Origin of the sequence: Burkholderia sp. Bp9004 (genome assembly GCF_003858025.1) — a bacterium.
GTDB lineage: Bacteria > Pseudomonadota > Gammaproteobacteria > Burkholderiales > Burkholderiaceae > Burkholderia > Burkholderia diffusa.
On sequence record NZ_QTQD01000002.1, the window covers coordinates 294,369 to 309,514 of the forward strand.

The window sequence follows — 15,146 nt, forward strand, 5'->3', positions numbered from 1 at the left end:
GTGGGCCTCAAGCCGGGAAGGGCCTGCCGCTCAGCGGCGCGAGCGGGGCGTGAGCACGCTCGGCAGCGCCTTCGGCAGCGTGTGCGGCCAGTCGCGGCTGTAGTGCAGCCCGCGGCTTTCGCGGCGCGAGTACGCGCTCTTCACGATCAGTGTCGCGACGTCGACGAGATTGCGCAGTTCGAGCAGGTCGCGCGTCACGCGGAAGTTTGCGTAGTACTCGTGGATCTCGTCGCGCAGCAGCGACAAACGATGCTTCGCGCGCTCGAGACGCTTGTCGGTGCGCACGATGCCGACGTAGTTCCACATCAGCCGGCGCAGTTCGTCCCAGTTGTGCGCGACGACGACTTCCTCGTCCGCATCCGACACGCGGCTTTCGTCCCATGCGGGCAGCGTGCCCGGCGTTTCGGCGTCGAAGCCGGCCGCCTCGATTGCCTCGGCCGCCGCGCGGCCGATCACGAGGCATTCGAGCAGCGAATTGCTCGCGAGCCGGTTCGCGCCGTGCAGCCCCGTGTACGACGTCTCGCCGACCGCATACAGGCCCGCGAGATCGGTGCGTCCCGCGAGGTCGGTGACGACGCCGCCGCACGTGTAGTGCGCGGCCGGCACGACCGGAATCGGCTGCTTCGCGATGTCGATGCCGAATTCAAGGCAGCGCGCGTGGATCGTCGGGAAGTGTTCGCGCAGGAACGCTTCCGGCTGATGGCTGATGTCGAGATACACGCAGTCGATCCCGCGCTTCTTGATCTCGAAGTCGATCGCGCGCGCGACGATGTCGCGCGGCGCGAGTTCCGCGCGCGGATCGTGCGCGGGCATGAAGCGCGTGCCGTCCGGCAGTTTCAGCAGGCCGCCTTCGCCGCGCACGGCTTCCGAAATCAGGAACGATTTCGCGTACGGATGGAACAGGCAGGTCGGGTGGAACTGGATGAATTCCATGTTCGACACGCGGCAGCCCGCGCGCCACGCCATCGCGATGCCGTCGCCGGTCGCGGTGTCGGGGTTCGTCGTGTACAGGTAGACCTTGCCGGCGCCGCCGGTCGCGAGTACCGTGTGCGGCGCCTCGATCGTGATCGTGCGATCGTTGTCGACGTCGAGCGCATACAGCCCGTGACAGCGGCGGCCGGGCAGCCCGAGCCGGTCCGACGTGATCAGGTCGATCGCATGGTGGTTTTCGAAGAACGTGATGTTCGGATGCTGGCGCGCGCGGTCGGACAGCGTCGCGAGCACCGCATGGCCGGTTGCGTCGGCCGCGTGGATGATTCGGCGGTGACTATGGCCGCCTTCGCGCGTCAGATGGAAGCCGAGTTCGGCCGCATCGTCCTTCGTGAACGGCACGCCCTGCGAAATCAGCCATTCGATCGCTTCGCGGCCGTGCTCGACGATGTAGCGCGTCGCGCCTTCGTCGCACAGCCCGCCGCCGGCGACCAGCGTGTCGTCGACGTGGTTCTCGATGCTGTCCGCCGAATCGAGGACGGCCGCAATGCCGCCTTGCGCGTGATCGCTTGCCCCCTCCATCATCGAACGTTTAGCGATCAGCGCGACACGTCGCGTGCTGGCCAGGTTGAGTGCGACCGACAGCCCTGCCAGGCCGCTGCCGACGATCGCCACGTCGAATTTCATGCTGCATCTCCATCGTTACGCTTTAGCTCTTGTGCGTTCCGTCGGCCGTGGCCGGGGAAAGAGGAGAGCATACCGCGTCGGGCTCGCGCGTGCGCGCAAAACCCCACCTGTGCGCGCAAAACAAAAAGCCCCGCATGTGCGGGGCTTTTTGGTCGCCGTCAGGCTGGCAGAAACCGGAGATTACTTGATCTTGGTTTCTTTGTATTCCACATGCTTGCGGACGACGGGATCGAACTTCTTGATCGCCATCTTTTCCGGCATGTTGCGCTTGTTCTTCGTGGTCGTGTAGAAGTGACCCGTACCAGCGGTCGACTCCAGCTTGATCTTGTCGCGTGCGCCTTTTGCCATGATTGTGCTCCTTGGGCTTAGGCTTCGCCGCGTGCGCGCAGGTCAGCGAGCACGGAATCGATGCCGTTCTTGTCGATCAGGCGCAGGCCGGCGTTCGAGACGCGCAGGCGCACCCAGCGGTTTTCGCTCTCCACCCAGAACCGGCGGTTTTGCAGGTTCGGGAGGAAGCGGCGCTTCGTCTTGTTGTTGGCGTGGGAAACGTTGTTGCCGCTCATCGGCGCTTTCCCAGTTACTTGGCATACGCGTGCCATGAGAGCACTCCTAATACGCTAAATTCGGGGTTCGATCGCCGATGAAGGTTCCATCGTACCGCCACGTGATCCATGGCTGCACTCAGAACGCCGAAGCCTTTACAGACAAGGCCCTTCGATGGCTAGAACTGGTTGGAAAAAAGACAGACGACGATTCTAGCAGAAAAAGTTCAGAAAAATCAAACCCAATTTCGCTTCGTCGTTGCGGAGACCCCGGGGCGGGTCGCCGGGCCACAGTCTACAGCCAACCGGCGCGTGCGAACGAAAATGTATCGTCGGTGCCGACGACGACGTGATCGAGCAGCTTCGCGTCGACGAGCATGAGCGCTTCGTGCAGCATGCGCGTCAGGCGGCGATCTTCCGCGCTGGGCTGCACCGCGCCGGACGGGTGATTGTGCGCGATGATCAGCGCGGCGGCATTCAGCATGAGCGCGCGCCGCACGATCTCGCGCGGATAGACGACCATCCGTGTCAGCGAGCCGCGTGCGCTCTCTTCCACGTCGATGAGGCCGTGACGGGCGTCCAGGTACAGCGTGACGAATACTTCGTGCGGACGCGTGCCGATCCTGAGCCGCAGATAGTCCTCGACCGCGCCTGGCGAGCCGATCTGCATCCGCTCGCGGGCTTTCTCGGCGAGCGCGCGCTGAACGATCTCGGTCACCGCGATCAGCACCGCCGAGCGAGCGGGGCCGATGCCGGGGTGCATGGCGAACGCGCCGGGCTCCGCGTCGAGCATGTTGCGCAGCGAATCGCCGAAACGTGCGAGCAGCGCGCGGGCGCTGGCGAACACGTCGTGGCCGCCGCCGCCCGTGCCGAGCAGCAGCGCGATCAGCTCCGCGTCGGTCAGCGCGGCCGGCCCGCGTTCCAGCAACCGCTCGCGCGGCAGATGGGGTTTCCAGTTTCGCGTGCGGCGCGTGCGCGACGGCGTGGCTGCGTCGATGCGGCGGGCCGGAGCGACAGGCGCATCGGCGATGTCGCGACATTCGGTCGCCGGGGCGGTGAGACAGGGTGACGGCATGATCCAGACTCCATTGGCGGCGTGCGCGGGCGCGATGTCGTCGCACTTTCAGCCTTGCGCGCTCAGGTGACTTACAATATTGGCTTTGCGCCGGGCCTTTCGGCCAGTTCGGGCGCCGACGAACACGAGTCATTCATGAGCATCATCGACCTATCCGAAGTGAAGCCCGGTTCCCATGTCACGCTGCATTACCGGCTTGCGTTGGCCGACGGCGCCGACATCGTCAACACCTTCTCCGACAAGCCCGCCACGCTGCTGCTCGGCGCGGGGCAACTGGCGCCCTCGCTGGAACAGATTCTGATCGGGCTCAGGGTGGGCGACCATTCGACTTATCAGCTAACGCCCGAGCAGGGGTTCGGTCCCCGCAATCCCGACATGCTCCAGCGCGTGACGCTGTCGACGCTGCGGGAGAACGGGATGGTCGGCGACGATTTCACGCCGGGCGACCTGATCGAGTTCAACGCGCCGGACGGCGGCCGCTATGCAGGGGTGCTGAAGGAAGTCAGCGAAACCTCGGCGCTGTTCGACTTCAATCATCCGCTCGCGGGCCAAGCGCTCACGTTCGAAGTGAAAATCATCGGAATCCTGTAATCATGAGCACCACCGATACGCTGTCCGGGCAGACCGTCGCCGCCGATGCCGAAATCCTGCTGGCCCAGCCGCGTGGCTTCTGCGCGGGCGTCGATCGTGCGATCGAGATCGTCGAGCGCGCGATCGCGATGCACGGTGCGCCGATCTACGTCCGTCACGAGATCGTCCACAACAAGTACGTGGTCGAGGATCTGAAGAAGAAAGGCGCGATCTTCGTCGAGGAACTCGAGGAAGTGCCGGCCGGCAACACCGTGATCTTCAGCGCGCACGGCGTGTCGAAGGCCGTGCGCGACGAGGCGGACGTGCGCGGGTTGCGCATTTACGACGCAACGTGCCCGCTCGTCACGAAGGTGCACGTCGAAGTGGCGAAGATGCGCCAGGACGGTGTCGACATCGTGATGATCGGCCACAAGGGCCACCCGGAAGTCGAAGGCACGATGGGGCAGGTCGAGCGCGGCATGCATCTCGTCGAAAGCGTCGAGGACGTGCAGAAGCTCGAGCTCGCCGATCCCGAGCGCATCGCACTCGTCACGCAGACGACGCTGTCCGTCGACGACGCCGCCGAGATCATCGGCGCGCTGAAGGCGAAGTATCCGAAGATTCGCGAACCGAAGAAACAGGACATCTGCTACGCGACGCAGAACCGCCAGGATGCAGTGAAGTTCATGGCGCCGCAGTGCGACGTCGTGATCGTCGTCGGCAGCCCGAACAGCTCGAATTCGAGCCGGCTGCGTGAAGTGGCCGAGAAGCGTGGCGTGGCCGCGTACATGGTCGACGCACCGGACCAGATCGATCCGGCATGGGTCGCCGGCAAGCGCCGCATCGGCGTGACGGCCGGGGCATCGGCGCCGGAAGTGCTCGCCCAGGCCGTGATCGCGCGGCTGCGCGAGTTGGGTGTGCGCAACGTCCGCGCACTCGAAGGCATCGAGGAAAACGTGTCGTTTCCGCTGCCGCGCGGGCTGAACCTGCCGCCTGCCGCCTGATTGCCGCATCGCACCCGCGATACCCCGAAGCGCGCCGTTTGGCGCGCTTTTTTTTGCGTTGCGAAAACGAGATCGCAACCATTATTCACATCAATGGTGCAACCCGGTTGCTATCGCCGCGCTGAACCGTCTCTCAAAATTGGTTGCAATGCAGGAAAACCCCATCGAATCAGGATTATTGGCGTCCTATAAATGGAGTTACAATGCGCCCGTTTTCAGGCCGGAATGGCTTTGAAATCGGGTTTTGGCAAGGCGCGGGAGACCTACTCGATGCATGTGAAGTTGGCTTACGCCATGTCCGTCGCCGCACCGGTTGCAATGACTGCCGGCTGCAGCAAAAAGAGCGACGACGAGGCGAGCAGGGACGCTGCGGCACGCGCAGCACTGGCAGCCAGCGACGTGCGCGCTGCCGGAACCGGTCGAGCGGTGCCATTGGTGTGCCGCATTGCGCAATCGGACAGTGACAAGGACTACGGGGCACGTTTGGCGATCGAGGAAATCAACGCGCAGGGCTCGAAGATCGGCATGCATTCGGTACGGCGGGCAGCACGCGCCGGCGCCGCCGCCATCGACCGGGCGACGGGCCTGCAGATTGTCCGACAACGAGCCGCGGACCGCGATGCGGCAACGGCAGGGCGCGTCGAACGACGGACGCCCGGGTTTCGGGGCAACGCAGGCGACGTGCAGATGTCACGGGTCCCCTTTCATTTCGATTCGACGAAACAGCGTGTCGCCGCGACCCATCGCGTCGCGGCGGGCGGTCTGCTTCGTTTCACGGATTCCGACACAGTCCTGACGAGAGTCGGGCGCCACCTTCGCGATGCCGGTGCGGGCGCCGCGGGGGCGGCGGCGGACGGCCCGCTTGCAGCGCAGGCGACGGCGTCCGGCATCGGAGCGCAAACCCTTGGCGACAACGGCATGTGCGTCGCCAAGGTGGTCGAGCCCGCGGGCGACGCGGCGCGCAACCTGATCTGTCCGGATGCAGGGTTCGTCCCGGCCCGGACGGAAAAAGGCATGGCGTTCGGGAAACCGGACACCGGCCGTTGCGGCACGTGCCCTACGACTTCAAGGAGGCCAAGTACACCGTCCTCGATGTCGTGACGATTTAGCGACGGGACTCATGATGGCACCGAAACAGTGCGGTGCCGTTCTGTATCCGCTCCGGCGGCAGGTCCGGCCGTACAGGCCGGGCGGCGCGCGCCGGGACGATCCACCCTTACCGGTATCGACTAGTACCCGCAGTGTCGCCGAGAAGGCGCGATTCCTCGCTTACCCGCGGGGCGCAACGTCCTCCGGCAGCATGGGCCAAGGAGCTTTAAATGGATATTTTCATCCAGCAGATCCTCAACGGGCTGGTGCTCGGCAGTGTCTACGCCATCATCGCGTTGGGCTACACGATGGTGTACGGCATTCTCGGCATCATCAACTTCGCGCACGGCGACGTGCTGATGATCGGCGCGATGGTCGCCCTGTCGGCGATCACCGTGCTGCAGAATCACTTCCCCGGACTCGGCAACGTCGCGACGCTGACGATCGGCCTTGGCATCGCCGCGGTCGTCTGCGCATGCGTGGGCTACACGATCGAGCGTGTCGCGTACCGGCCGCTGCGCCGCGCGCCGCGTCTCGCCCCGCTGATCACCGCGATCGGCGTGTCGATCCTGCTGCAGACGGCCGCGATGATCATCTGGTCGCGCAACCCGCTGCCGTTCCCGCAATTGCTGCCGACCGATCCGATCAACGTGATCAAGGCGACCGACACGACGCCCGGCGCCGTGATCTCGGTGACTGAAATCGTGATCATCGCGGTGGCGTTCATCGTGATGGCAGGTCTCCTGCTGCTCGTGCACAAGACCAAGCTCGGCCGCGCGATGCGTGCGATCGCCGAAAGCCCGAACACGGCAAGCCTGATGGGCGTGAACCCGAACTTCGTGATCTCGGCGACGTTCATGATCGGCTCCGCGCTCGCCGCGCTGGCCGGCGTGATGATCGCGTCCGAATACGGCAACGTGCACTTCTACATGGGCTTCATCCCCGGCATGAAGGCGTTCACGGCGGCGGTGCTCGGCGGGATCGGCAACCTCGGCGGCGCGATGGTCGGCGGCGTGGTGCTCGGCCTGATCGAGCAGCTCGGCGCGGGCTACATCGGCAACCTCACGGGCGGCGTATTCGGCAGTAACTACCAGGACGTGTTCGCATTCATCGTGCTGATCATCGTGCTGGTGTTCCGTCCGTCGGGCCTGCTGGGCGAACGTGTCGCGGACCGCGCGTAACGGAAGGGGAGCAAACAACATGACATCCATTCAACCGATCGAATCCTCGACGTCGCTCGTCGAAGAACGCAACACGGCCAAGACCGTCATCATCGGCATCCTGACCGCGGCCTTCGTGATCGCGGCGCCGATCATCATCGGCTCGGCAGGCGGCAATTACTGGGTCCGCGTGCTCGACTTCGCGATGCTGTACGTGATGCTCGCGCTGGGGCTGAACGTGGTGGTCGGCTTCGCCGGCCTGCTCGACCTCGGCTACATCGCGTTCTACGCGGTCGGCGCGTACACGGCGGCACTGCTGAGCTCGCCGCACCTGACCTCGCAGTTCGAGTGGATCGCGGCGCTCGCGCCGAACGGCCTGCACATCCCGTTCCTGATCATCGTGCCGATCGCGATGGCGCTGGCGGCGACCTTCGGGATCCTGCTCGGCGCGCCGACGCTGCGCCTGCGCGGCGACTACCTGGCGATCGTCACGCTCGGCTTCGGTGAAATCGTCCGGATCTTCATGAACAACCTCGACCGTCCGGTGAACATCACCAACGGCCCGAAGGGGATCACGGGCATCGATCCGGTGCACGTCGCCGGCTTCAACCTGTCGCAGACGCACTCGCTGTTCGGCTTCCAGCTGCCGTCGGTGTACATGTACTACTACCTGTTCGTGCTGTGCTCGCTGCTGGTGATCTGGGTGTGTACGCGCCTGCAGCACTCGCGTATCGGCCGCGCTTGGGCCGCGATCCGCGAGGACGAAATCGCGGCGAAGGCGATGGGCATCAACACCCGTAACGTGAAGCTGCTCGCGTTCGCGATGGGCGCGTCGTTCGGCGGCCTGTCGGGCTCGATGTTCGGCGCGTTCCAGGGCTTCGTGTCGCCCGAGTCGTTCACGTTCTGGGAATCGATCGTCGTGCTCGCCTGCGTGGTGCTCGGCGGCATGGGCCACATCCCGGGCGTGATCCTGGGCGCGGTGCTGCTCGCGATCTTCCCGGAATTCCTGCGCTCGACGATGAGCCCGCTGCAGCATGCGATCTTCGGTCACGACATCGTCGATACCGAAGTGATCCGTCAGGCGCTGTACGGCCTCGCGATGGTCATCATCATGCTGTACCGCTCGGAAGGCCTGTGGCCGGCGCCGAAGCATGAGGACAAGATCGCGAAACTGGCGAAGCGCAACAGCAAGAAGCCGGTGCGCGCTTAACCAACGGACAAGGGGATATCACACATGAGCGACAAGCAAATCCGACTGTCCGTCAAAGGCGTGAACAAGCGCTTCGGCGGCTTGCAGGCACTGTCCGACGTCGGCCTCGAGATCAAGGAAGGCGAGATCTACGGCCTGATCGGCCCTAACGGCGCCGGCAAGACGACGTTCTTCAACGTGATCACCGGCCTTTACACGCCGGACTCCGGCGAGTTCAAGCTCGACGGCACGGAATACAAGCCGACCGCGGTGCACCAGGTCGCGAAGACGGGCATCGCGCGTACGTTCCAGAACATTCGACTGTTCGGCGGGATGACCGCGCTCGAGAACGTGATGGTGGGCCGCCACGTGCGGACCAAGCACGGGCTGCTCGGCGCGGTGTTCCAGACGCCGGCGGAACGCCAGGAAGAGCGTGAGATCAAGGAGCGCGCGATCGAGCTGCTCGAATACGTGGGCGTGCTGCAGTACGCGGACTACACGTCGCGCAACCTGTCGTACGGCCACCAGCGCCGGCTGGAAATCGCCCGCGCGCTGGCGACCGACCCGAAGCTGCTCGCGCTCGACGAGCCGGCGGCCGGGATGAACGCGACCGAGAAGGTCGAACTCACGCGCCTGCTCGACAAGATCCGCTCGGACGGCCGCACGATTCTCCTGATCGAGCACGACGTGAAGCTCGTGATGGGGCTGTGCAACCGGATGACGGTGCTCGATTACGGCAAGGTGATCGCCGAGGGTCTGCCGCAGGACGTGCAGAAGAATCCGAAGGTGATTGAGGCATATCTCGGCGCAGGGGTGCACTGATGGCAGCGGCAATGTTGAAAATCAAGGGCTTGCAGGTCAACTACGGCGGCATCCAGGCCGTCAAGGGCGTTGACATGGAAGTCCGCCAGGGCGAACTCGTGACGCTGATTGGCGCGAACGGTGCCGGCAAGACCACGACGATGAAGGCGATCACGGGTCTCAAGCCGTATTCGGCGGGTGACATCGAGTACGACGGCAAGTCGATCAAGGGCGTGCCGTCGCACGAACTGCTCAAACGCGGGCTCGCGATGGTGCCGGAAGGCCGCGGGATCTTCGCGCGGATGTCGATCATCGAGAACATGCAGATGGGCGCGTACCTGCGCAACGACAAGGAGCAGATCAAGAAGGACGTCGACCGGATGTTCGGCTTCTTCCCGCGTCTCAAGGAGCGTGCGACGCAGCTCGCGGGCACGCTGTCGGGCGGCGAGCAGCAGATGCTGGCGATGTCGCGCGCGATCCTGAGCAAGCCGAAGCTGCTGCTGCTCGACGAGCCGTCGATGGGGTTGTCGCCGATCATGGTCGAGAAGATCTTCGAAGTGGTTCGCGAGATCTCGAAGGAGGGCATCACGGTGCTGCTGGTCGAGCAGAACGCACGCCTCGCGCTGCAGGCGGCCGACCGCGGTTATGTGATGGACTCGGGCATGGTCACGATGGAAGGCGACGCGAAGCAGATGCTCGACGATCCGAAGGTGCGGGCCGCGTATCTGGGTGAATGAGCGGGCCCGGTGCGGCGCGGCGGCGGATGCCGGCGTGCCGCACAAGGGCTTTCGAAAGGCTGTCACGGGATGCCGTGACAGCTTTTTTTTCGTGCGGCGCGCCCGGCGACGAACTGTGCGTGCGGAGGCGACTCCATTCATTCGGCGGTGACGCCGACCATGCGGTGCGCGACTCGGTAGCAGGCCGTCCGCGACCGGCCGTCCGCAACCGGCCGTCCGCAACCGGCCGTCCGCAAACCGACACGCGGGCTGCGTAGCATGGTCGATCCATCGGGACACGGAGAGCACGCATGAGTCTGGACTACGGTTTCGTGAAGGCGAAGGTGACGTCGGTGGCGCGGCTGAAGGGCTCGCCGCACGGCGGCGAGATCCAGTATCACATCCACCTGACGCTCGCATTGCCGACCGGCGACTGGGACGTCGCGATCAACGTCGGCACCAACGACTCGGACGACCTGCTGAACTACAAGCTCGTCTACGATTTCCATCATCCGGTCACGGCGACGCTCGCGGCCGCGGCCGAAGGCTACAACGATCTCACCGGGCAAACCGCGCTGCCGGCGCTCGACTATCTGCGCAGCGACATCCTGAACGAGACCGGGGCATGGCGCGCGAGCGCTGTGATGGACGGCACCGAGAACGCGGAGCCGATCCCGTCTCTGCTGCGGCTCGTCAACGCCGCGCAGTCGCAGGGGCTCGCCGTCGTCGTGTTCGGCCGCACGTATTCGGAAGGCAACGGCATCCACGATACGCACATGAACCAGGGTTCGACGGGCTCGAACTACCTGCACCGCGCGGGCGACGACCACAACGATCACAACGACGTGTGGCAGGACGGCGCGCTGATCGTGCGCGTGAGCGAGACGCAATGGGCCGCGTATTTCGCGGCGTTCGAGCAGCAGGCCGTGCCGACCGACGCGCTCGGCAATCCGCTGCCGGACGCGGGGCCGATCACGCGCTGATGGGGGCTGCCGGCGGCGTCAGGCGGCCGGCAGCGTCTTGCCGAACGAGATGCGTTCCTCGACGCGATAACCGAGCGCCGCATAGAAGCGGCACGCATCGTCGTTGCCAGGCAGTACCTGCAGATTGATCTTGAGGCAGCCGCGCGCGGCGAGCGCGCGTTCCGCATGCGCGATCAGCGCGCGGCCGATGCCGAGTCGCCGAGCATCGTTCGACACGCCGAACGAGTAAAGCCAGCCGCGATGACCGTCGAAACCCGCCATCAGCGTGCCGACGACCCGCGCGCCGCTGGTCGCGACGAAGAACAGTTCTGGCTGCGTCGCGAGCTTCAGCTCGATCGATCGCAGCGGATCGCGGTGCGGCGGCGCGTCGGCTTCGTCGTAGTGCGGGAACGCGTCGCGCCAAACCGCGAGCACGGCATCGGTGTCGTCGCGTTCGAACGGGCGGATAGCAACAGCCTCGGCGGCGGCATCCATCGCGGCGGTCTCCTCAGAGCGTGTCGAGAATCGACCGCAGCATCGCCATCATCTGGTCGATTTCCTCGGTCGTGACGTTCAGAGCGGGCATGAAGCGCAGCAGGTTCGGGCGCGCCGCGTTCAGCAGCAGGCCGTCGGGCTGCATGTCGCGCGCCTTCTCGACGATCTGCGGGCCGATGTCCTTGCCGAGCAGCAGCGCGCGCAGCAGGCCTTCGCCGCGTTCGCCTTCGAAACCGCGCTCCTCCGACAGCTCGAGCAGCTTGCGCTTCAGGTATTCGCTGCGCTCACGCACGCCTTCGAGGAAACCGGGCGCGACGAGCTGCGAGATCACCGAATAGCCGACCGCCGTCATCAGCGGGTTGCCGTTGTAGGTGCCGCCCTGGTCGCCGGCCTCGAACACAGCGACGTCGGCCTTCGACAGCAGCGCGCCCAGCGGTGCGCCGCCGCCGATGCCCTTCGCGAGCGTCATGATGTCCGGCTCGATGCCGGACAGCTCGTACGCGAACAGCGTGCCCGCGCGGCCGCAGCCGCTCTGCACTTCGTCGACGATCAGCAGCAGGTCGTGCTGCTTCGTCAGCGCACGCAGCGCCTGCATGAATTCACGCGTCGCCGGAATCACGCCGCCTTCGCCCTGGATCGGCTCGAGCATCACCGCGACGGTCTTGTCGGTGATCAGCTTCTCGACCGAGTTGATGTCGTTCAGCTCGGCCTTCGGGAATCCCGGCACCTGCGGTGCGTAGATCGTGTCCCAGCCCGGCTTGCCGCTGGCCGACATCGTCGCGAGCGTGCGGCCGTGGAAGCTGTGGTCGAACGTGATGATCTCGTACGCGCCGTTCTTGAACTTGCGGCCCCACTTGCGCGCGAGCTTGATCGCGCCTTCGTTGGCTTCCGCGCCGCTGTTCGTGAAGAACACCTTGTCGAACACGCTGTGCTGCGTCAGCAGCCCCGCGAGCTTCGCCATCGGCTCGTTGTAGAACGCGGGCGACGGGTTCAGCAGCTTTTCCGCCTGCGTCTTCAGCGCTTCGACGATGCCGTCGTTGCAGTGGCCGAGGCTGTTGACGGCCCAGCCCTGAATGAAGTCCAGATAGCGCTTGCCCGTGTGATCGTAGAGCCACGAACCCTTGCCGTGCGTAAACACGATGTCGGGGCGGTTCGTGATGTACATCAGCGAGTCGATCGGGTAATCGTTCAGGGGCATGACAGCAGACTCCAGCGGACGTTGAAAGGGAAACGGGCAATAAAAAAGCCACGGGAGGCCGTGGCTGGTAGGTCGAACAGCTTGTGCGTAACCGGTGAAGCGGAGGAGGGTTACGCGCGAGTCCGTGACGAGCCGGCGGCATCCGGGCGGAGCGGCGAGCGGCGACGTCGGAGAGCGGACAGGAAGCGGTTCATGTGCGCAAGCATAAGGCATCCCGCGCCCCACTGTAAACCGCCGCGATGCCACGAATGTGTCACGGCGGCGCGCAGGAGGGGACGCGGGCGCGCCCGGTGCTCAGACCGGATGCGCGAGATCGGCGGCGCTCGTGAACGAGTCCGCGTAGAACTCGTCGGCCGGCAGCGCGTGGTGCTGGGTGAAGTCGCGCTGCGCGGATTCGACCATCACCGGCGCGCCGCATGCGTACACCTGGTGGCCCGACAGATCGGGCAGGTCCTCGATCACCGCGCGGTGGACGAAGCCGGTGCGGCCGGTCCACTGGTCGGCGTCGTCCGGCTCGGACAGCACCGGCACGTACTTGAAGTTCGGGATCTCGCGCGCCCATTGCTCGGCGAGCTCGCCGAGGTAGATGTCCTTCTTGCGGCGTGCGCCCCAATAGAGCGTCATCGGGCGCGTGATGCCCGAATGCCTGACGTGCTCGATGATCGCCTTGATCGGCGCGAAGCCGGTGCCGGACGCGAGCAGCACGATCGGCTTGTCGGAATCCTCGCGCAGGAAGAACGTGCCGAGCGGGCCTTCGAAGCGCAGGATGTCGCGCTCCTTCATCGGGCCGAACACGTGGTCGGTGAACTTGCCGCCCGGCATGTGGCGGATGTGCAGCTCGATCGGGCCTTCCTCGTGCGGCGCATTCGCCATCGAGTAGCTGCGGCGCGAGCCGTCCTTCAGGATGAACTCGACGTACTGGCCCGCGAGGTATTGCAGGCGCTCGTTGGCGGGCAACTGCAGCTTCACGATCATCACGTCGTCGGCGCGGCGCTCGAGCGCCGCGATCCGGCACGGCAGCTTCTTCACCTGCACGCCGTCGACGCCGGCGATTTCGCGCACGTCGATCTCGAGGTCGCATTGCGCCTTCGAACAGCAGAGCAGCGCGAGGCCGCGCGTGCGTTCGTCGTTGGACAGTGCCGACGCGGCGTGCGGGCCCTGTTCGATCTGGCCCGACACGATCTGGCCCTTGCAGGAGCCGCACGCGCCGTTCTTGCATCCGTACGGCAGATGGACGTTCTGGCGCAGCGCCGCCGCCAGCACGGTTTCGTCCGACTCGACCTGGAACTGCCGGCCGCTTTGCTTGAGAGTAACGTTGAATGCCATAGAACCAAATAGAACAAAATGTGGGGACCGTGCATGTCGGCACGGCAGCTACAATGCAAACCCGTTGCGCGCCGCGCAACGGTGGCTACTGATTTCGCAACCAACATGATCGCGACTCGAATCCTGCGCCGGCCGCGCGTACTGATCGTCGGCTGCGGCGACGTCGGCCTGCGCTGCGTCGCGCAATGGCGCGCCGCGCGCCGCAACCTGCGCATTGTCGCGCTGACGAGCCATCCGGGCCGCCGCGACGAATTGCGCGCGGCAGGCGCGACGCCGATCGTCGGCGACCTCGATCGCCGGGCGACGCTCGGACGTCTCGCGGGGCTCGCCCGCACGATCCTGCATCTCGCGCCGCCGCAATCCGACGGCCGCGACGATCGCCGCACCCGCGCGCTGATCGCCGCATTGTCCGTGCCTGCACGGCGGCCATCCGCACCGCCGGTGTCGTCGGTCGGCCGGCTCCGCACGCTGCGTGCCGCGACCCGACAGGCCGGCACGCCGGTGCGGGCAGCGCGTATTGTACCCGACGCCCTTCGCGCGCCGACGCTCGTCTACGCCAGCACGACGGGCGTATACGGCGATTGCGGCGGGGCGCGAATCGACGAAACGCAGCCGCTGCGCCCCGCGAATCCGCGCGCGTTCCGGCGCGTGTCGGCCGAGCGTCAGTTGCGGGCGGCGACGGTGCGCGGCGTGCTGTCCGCGCGCATCGTGCGCATTCCCGGCATCTATGCGGCGAACCGGCTGCCGCTCGCGCGGCTCGAGCGCGGCACGCCGGCGCTCGACGCGGCCGACGACGTCTACACGAACCATATCCACGCGGACGATCTCGCGGCGATCCTGCGGCGCGTGGCCGTGCGCGGCAAGCCGGCGCGCGCCGTGCACGCGTCGGACGACAGCGAACTGCGGATGGGAGAGTATTTCGACCGGGTCGCGCAGGCGTTCGGCCTGCCGCTGCCGCCGCGGATCAGTCGCGCGGACGCCGAGCATCGGCTCGAGCCGACGCTCCTGTCGTTCATGCGCGAGTCGCGGCGCCTGTCCAATGCGCGGCTCAAAGCCGAATTGTGCGTGACGTTGCGCTATCCGACCGTAGACGAATTCCTTCAAACGGTCGCGCCACGCGGCGCGTCAGGTCAGCGCCGGTAACGCCTCGATCAGCAGGAAGCACAGCAACGCGCCGATCAGCGCGCCGATCAGGTTCGGATGATACTTGTGCTTCATGTGCATCGTGGCCAGCAGCCCGCCGATCACGATGGCACCCACGATCGCGAACGCGATCGTCACGTACGACAGTTCGAAAGAATGGTTGATGTTCATGATGTCTCCCCTGCATCGCTGCTCGTACAGCTTGTGATTTCAGTATAGCGGGGGATCGTGCGGCCGCGACGCGGCCGGACACCGAACG

Annotated in this window: 16 protein-coding genes and 1 pseudogene; 9 read left to right on the forward strand and 8 right to left on the reverse strand. The window is 65.7% G+C overall.

Annotated elements, in window-relative coordinates:
• Positions 1-30: 30 nt before the first annotated feature.
• The 4 genes from nadB to radC form a co-directional block, all read right to left on the reverse strand.
• Positions 31-1,617, reverse strand: a complete 1,587-nt coding sequence (gene nadB / locus DIE08_RS03565; RefSeq protein WP_059603954.1) for an L-aspartate oxidase — start codon at positions 1,615-1,617, stop codon at positions 31-33.
• Between the two features lie 180 nt (positions 1,618-1,797).
• Positions 1,798-1,965, reverse strand: a complete 168-nt coding sequence (gene rpmG, locus DIE08_RS03570) for a 50S ribosomal protein L33 (RefSeq protein ID WP_006478046.1) — start codon at positions 1,963-1,965, stop codon at positions 1,798-1,800.
• 17 nt (positions 1,966-1,982) lie between these two features.
• Entirely contained in the window at positions 1,983-2,216 is a 234-nt protein-coding gene (gene rpmB, locus DIE08_RS03575; protein WP_004186391.1) for a 50S ribosomal protein L28, read from the reverse strand.
• 238 nt (positions 2,217-2,454) lie between these two features.
• Positions 2,455-3,234 (reverse strand): RadC family protein, encoded by a 780-nt coding sequence (radC, locus tag DIE08_RS03580; RefSeq protein WP_124901019.1) that lies wholly within the window; start codon positions 3,232-3,234, stop codon positions 2,455-2,457.
• 135 nt (positions 3,235-3,369) lie between these two features.
• Between radC and DIE08_RS03590 the strand changes: the two genes are divergently transcribed.
• The 8 genes and pseudogenes from DIE08_RS03590 (at position 3,370) to DIE08_RS03625 (ending at position 10,746) form a co-directional block, all read left to right on the forward strand.
• Positions 3,370-3,825 carry a peptidylprolyl isomerase gene (locus DIE08_RS03590; RefSeq protein ID WP_059468284.1) on the forward strand — a complete coding sequence of 152 codons (456 nt, stop codon included), beginning with the start codon at positions 3,370-3,372 and terminating at the stop codon, positions 3,823-3,825.
• 2 nt (positions 3,826-3,827) lie between these two features.
• Positions 3,828-4,808, forward strand: coding sequence for a 4-hydroxy-3-methylbut-2-enyl diphosphate reductase (gene ispH / locus DIE08_RS03595; protein WP_059603948.1), 981 nt, complete (start codon positions 3,828-3,830; stop codon positions 4,806-4,808).
• Positions 4,809-5,078: 270 nt separating this feature from the next.
• Positions 5,079-5,917 (forward strand): annotated as a pseudogene (locus DIE08_RS03600) (branched-chain amino acid ABC transporter).
• A 210-nt stretch (positions 5,918-6,127) separates the two neighbouring features.
• Positions 6,128-7,078 carry a branched-chain amino acid ABC transporter permease gene (locus tag DIE08_RS03605; RefSeq protein ID WP_059468282.1) on the forward strand — a complete coding sequence of 317 codons (951 nt, stop codon included), beginning with the start codon at positions 6,128-6,130 and terminating at the stop codon, positions 7,076-7,078.
• A 19-nt stretch (positions 7,079-7,097) separates the two neighbouring features.
• Positions 7,098-8,267 carry an ABC transporter permease subunit gene (locus tag DIE08_RS03610; RefSeq protein ID WP_124901020.1) on the forward strand — a complete coding sequence of 390 codons (1,170 nt, stop codon included), beginning with the start codon at positions 7,098-7,100 and terminating at the stop codon, positions 8,265-8,267.
• 24 nt (positions 8,268-8,291) lie between these two features.
• Entirely contained in the window at positions 8,292-9,068 is a 777-nt protein-coding gene (locus DIE08_RS03615) for an ABC transporter ATP-binding protein (protein WP_011352945.1), read from the forward strand.
• A complete protein-coding gene (locus DIE08_RS03620) occupies positions 9,068-9,784 on the forward strand; it encodes an ABC transporter ATP-binding protein (protein WP_124901021.1) in 717 nt (238 codons plus the stop codon). Before DIE08_RS03615 ends, DIE08_RS03620 begins: the two co-directional genes overlap by 1 nt.
• Positions 9,785-10,074: 290 nt before the next feature.
• On the forward strand, positions 10,075-10,746 hold the full coding sequence (locus DIE08_RS03625) for a DUF2278 family protein (RefSeq protein WP_124901022.1): 672 nt from the start codon (positions 10,075-10,077) through the stop codon (positions 10,744-10,746).
• Positions 10,747-10,764: 18 nt separating this feature from the next.
• Here the strand turns inward: DIE08_RS03625 and DIE08_RS03630 are convergent, their stop codons facing one another.
• The 3 genes from DIE08_RS03630 to DIE08_RS03640 form a co-directional block, all read right to left on the reverse strand.
• Complete coding sequence (locus tag DIE08_RS03630) at positions 10,765-11,220, reverse strand: GNAT family acetyltransferase (protein ID WP_124901023.1); 456 nt, start codon at positions 11,218-11,220, stop codon at positions 10,765-10,767.
• A gap of 13 nt (positions 11,221-11,233) precedes the next feature.
• Entirely contained in the window at positions 11,234-12,418 is a 1,185-nt protein-coding gene (locus DIE08_RS03635; RefSeq protein WP_124621558.1) for an acetylornithine transaminase, read from the reverse strand.
• A 294-nt stretch (positions 12,419-12,712) separates the two neighbouring features.
• On the reverse strand, positions 12,713-13,744 hold the full coding sequence (locus DIE08_RS03640; protein ID WP_124901024.1) for a CDP-6-deoxy-delta-3,4-glucoseen reductase: 1,032 nt from the start codon (positions 13,742-13,744) through the stop codon (positions 12,713-12,715).
• A 105-nt stretch (positions 13,745-13,849) separates the two neighbouring features.
• Between DIE08_RS03640 and DIE08_RS03645 the strand changes: the two genes are divergently transcribed.
• Positions 13,850-14,887, forward strand: coding sequence for an NAD-dependent epimerase/dehydratase family protein (locus DIE08_RS03645; RefSeq protein WP_124901025.1), 1,038 nt, complete (start codon positions 13,850-13,852; stop codon positions 14,885-14,887).
• Here DIE08_RS03645 and DIE08_RS03650 read toward each other — a convergent pair.
• The gene (locus tag DIE08_RS03650) at positions 14,870-15,058 is read right to left on the reverse strand and encodes a hypothetical protein (RefSeq protein WP_059682071.1); all 189 of its coding nucleotides are present in this window, start codon (positions 15,056-15,058) and stop codon (positions 14,870-14,872) included. The genes DIE08_RS03645 and DIE08_RS03650 overlap by 18 nt on opposite strands.
• Positions 15,059-15,146: the final 88 nt, after the last annotated feature.

Bases quoted from the DNA above. Each gene is read 5' to 3' on its own strand.
- nadB (WP_059603954.1), bottom strand. From the start codon at position 1,617: ATGAAATTCGACGTGGCGATCGTCGGCAGCGGCCTGGCAGGGCTGTCG.
- rpmG (WP_006478046.1), bottom strand. From the start codon at position 1,965: ATGGCAAAAGGCGCACGCGACAAGATCAAGCTGGAGTCGACCGCTGGT.
- rpmB (WP_004186391.1), bottom strand. From the start codon at position 2,216: ATGGCACGCGTATGCCAAGTAACTGGGAAAGCGCCGATGAGCGGCAAC.
- radC (WP_124901019.1), bottom strand. From the start codon at position 3,234: ATGCCGTCACCCTGTCTCACCGCCCCGGCGACCGAATGTCGCGACATC.
- DIE08_RS03590 (WP_059468284.1), top strand. From the start codon at position 3,370: ATGAGCATCATCGACCTATCCGAAGTGAAGCCCGGTTCCCATGTCACG.
- ispH (WP_059603948.1), top strand. From the start codon at position 3,828: ATGAGCACCACCGATACGCTGTCCGGGCAGACCGTCGCCGCCGATGCC.
- DIE08_RS03605 (WP_059468282.1), top strand. From the start codon at position 6,128: ATGGATATTTTCATCCAGCAGATCCTCAACGGGCTGGTGCTCGGCAGT.
- DIE08_RS03610 (WP_124901020.1), top strand. From the start codon at position 7,098: ATGACATCCATTCAACCGATCGAATCCTCGACGTCGCTCGTCGAAGAA.
- DIE08_RS03615 (WP_011352945.1), top strand. From the start codon at position 8,292: ATGAGCGACAAGCAAATCCGACTGTCCGTCAAAGGCGTGAACAAGCGC.
- DIE08_RS03620 (WP_124901021.1), top strand. From the start codon at position 9,068: ATGGCAGCGGCAATGTTGAAAATCAAGGGCTTGCAGGTCAACTACGGC.
- DIE08_RS03625 (WP_124901022.1), top strand. From the start codon at position 10,075: ATGAGTCTGGACTACGGTTTCGTGAAGGCGAAGGTGACGTCGGTGGCG.
- DIE08_RS03630 (WP_124901023.1), bottom strand. From the start codon at position 11,220: ATGGATGCCGCCGCCGAGGCTGTTGCTATCCGCCCGTTCGAACGCGAC.
- DIE08_RS03635 (WP_124621558.1), bottom strand. From the start codon at position 12,418: ATGCCCCTGAACGATTACCCGATCGACTCGCTGATGTACATCACGAAC.
- DIE08_RS03640 (WP_124901024.1), bottom strand. From the start codon at position 13,744: ATGGCATTCAACGTTACTCTCAAGCAAAGCGGCCGGCAGTTCCAGGTC.
- DIE08_RS03645 (WP_124901025.1), top strand. From the start codon at position 13,850: ATGATCGCGACTCGAATCCTGCGCCGGCCGCGCGTACTGATCGTCGGC.
- DIE08_RS03650 (WP_059682071.1), bottom strand. From the start codon at position 15,058: ATGAACATCAACCATTCTTTCGAACTGTCGTACGTGACGATCGCGTTC.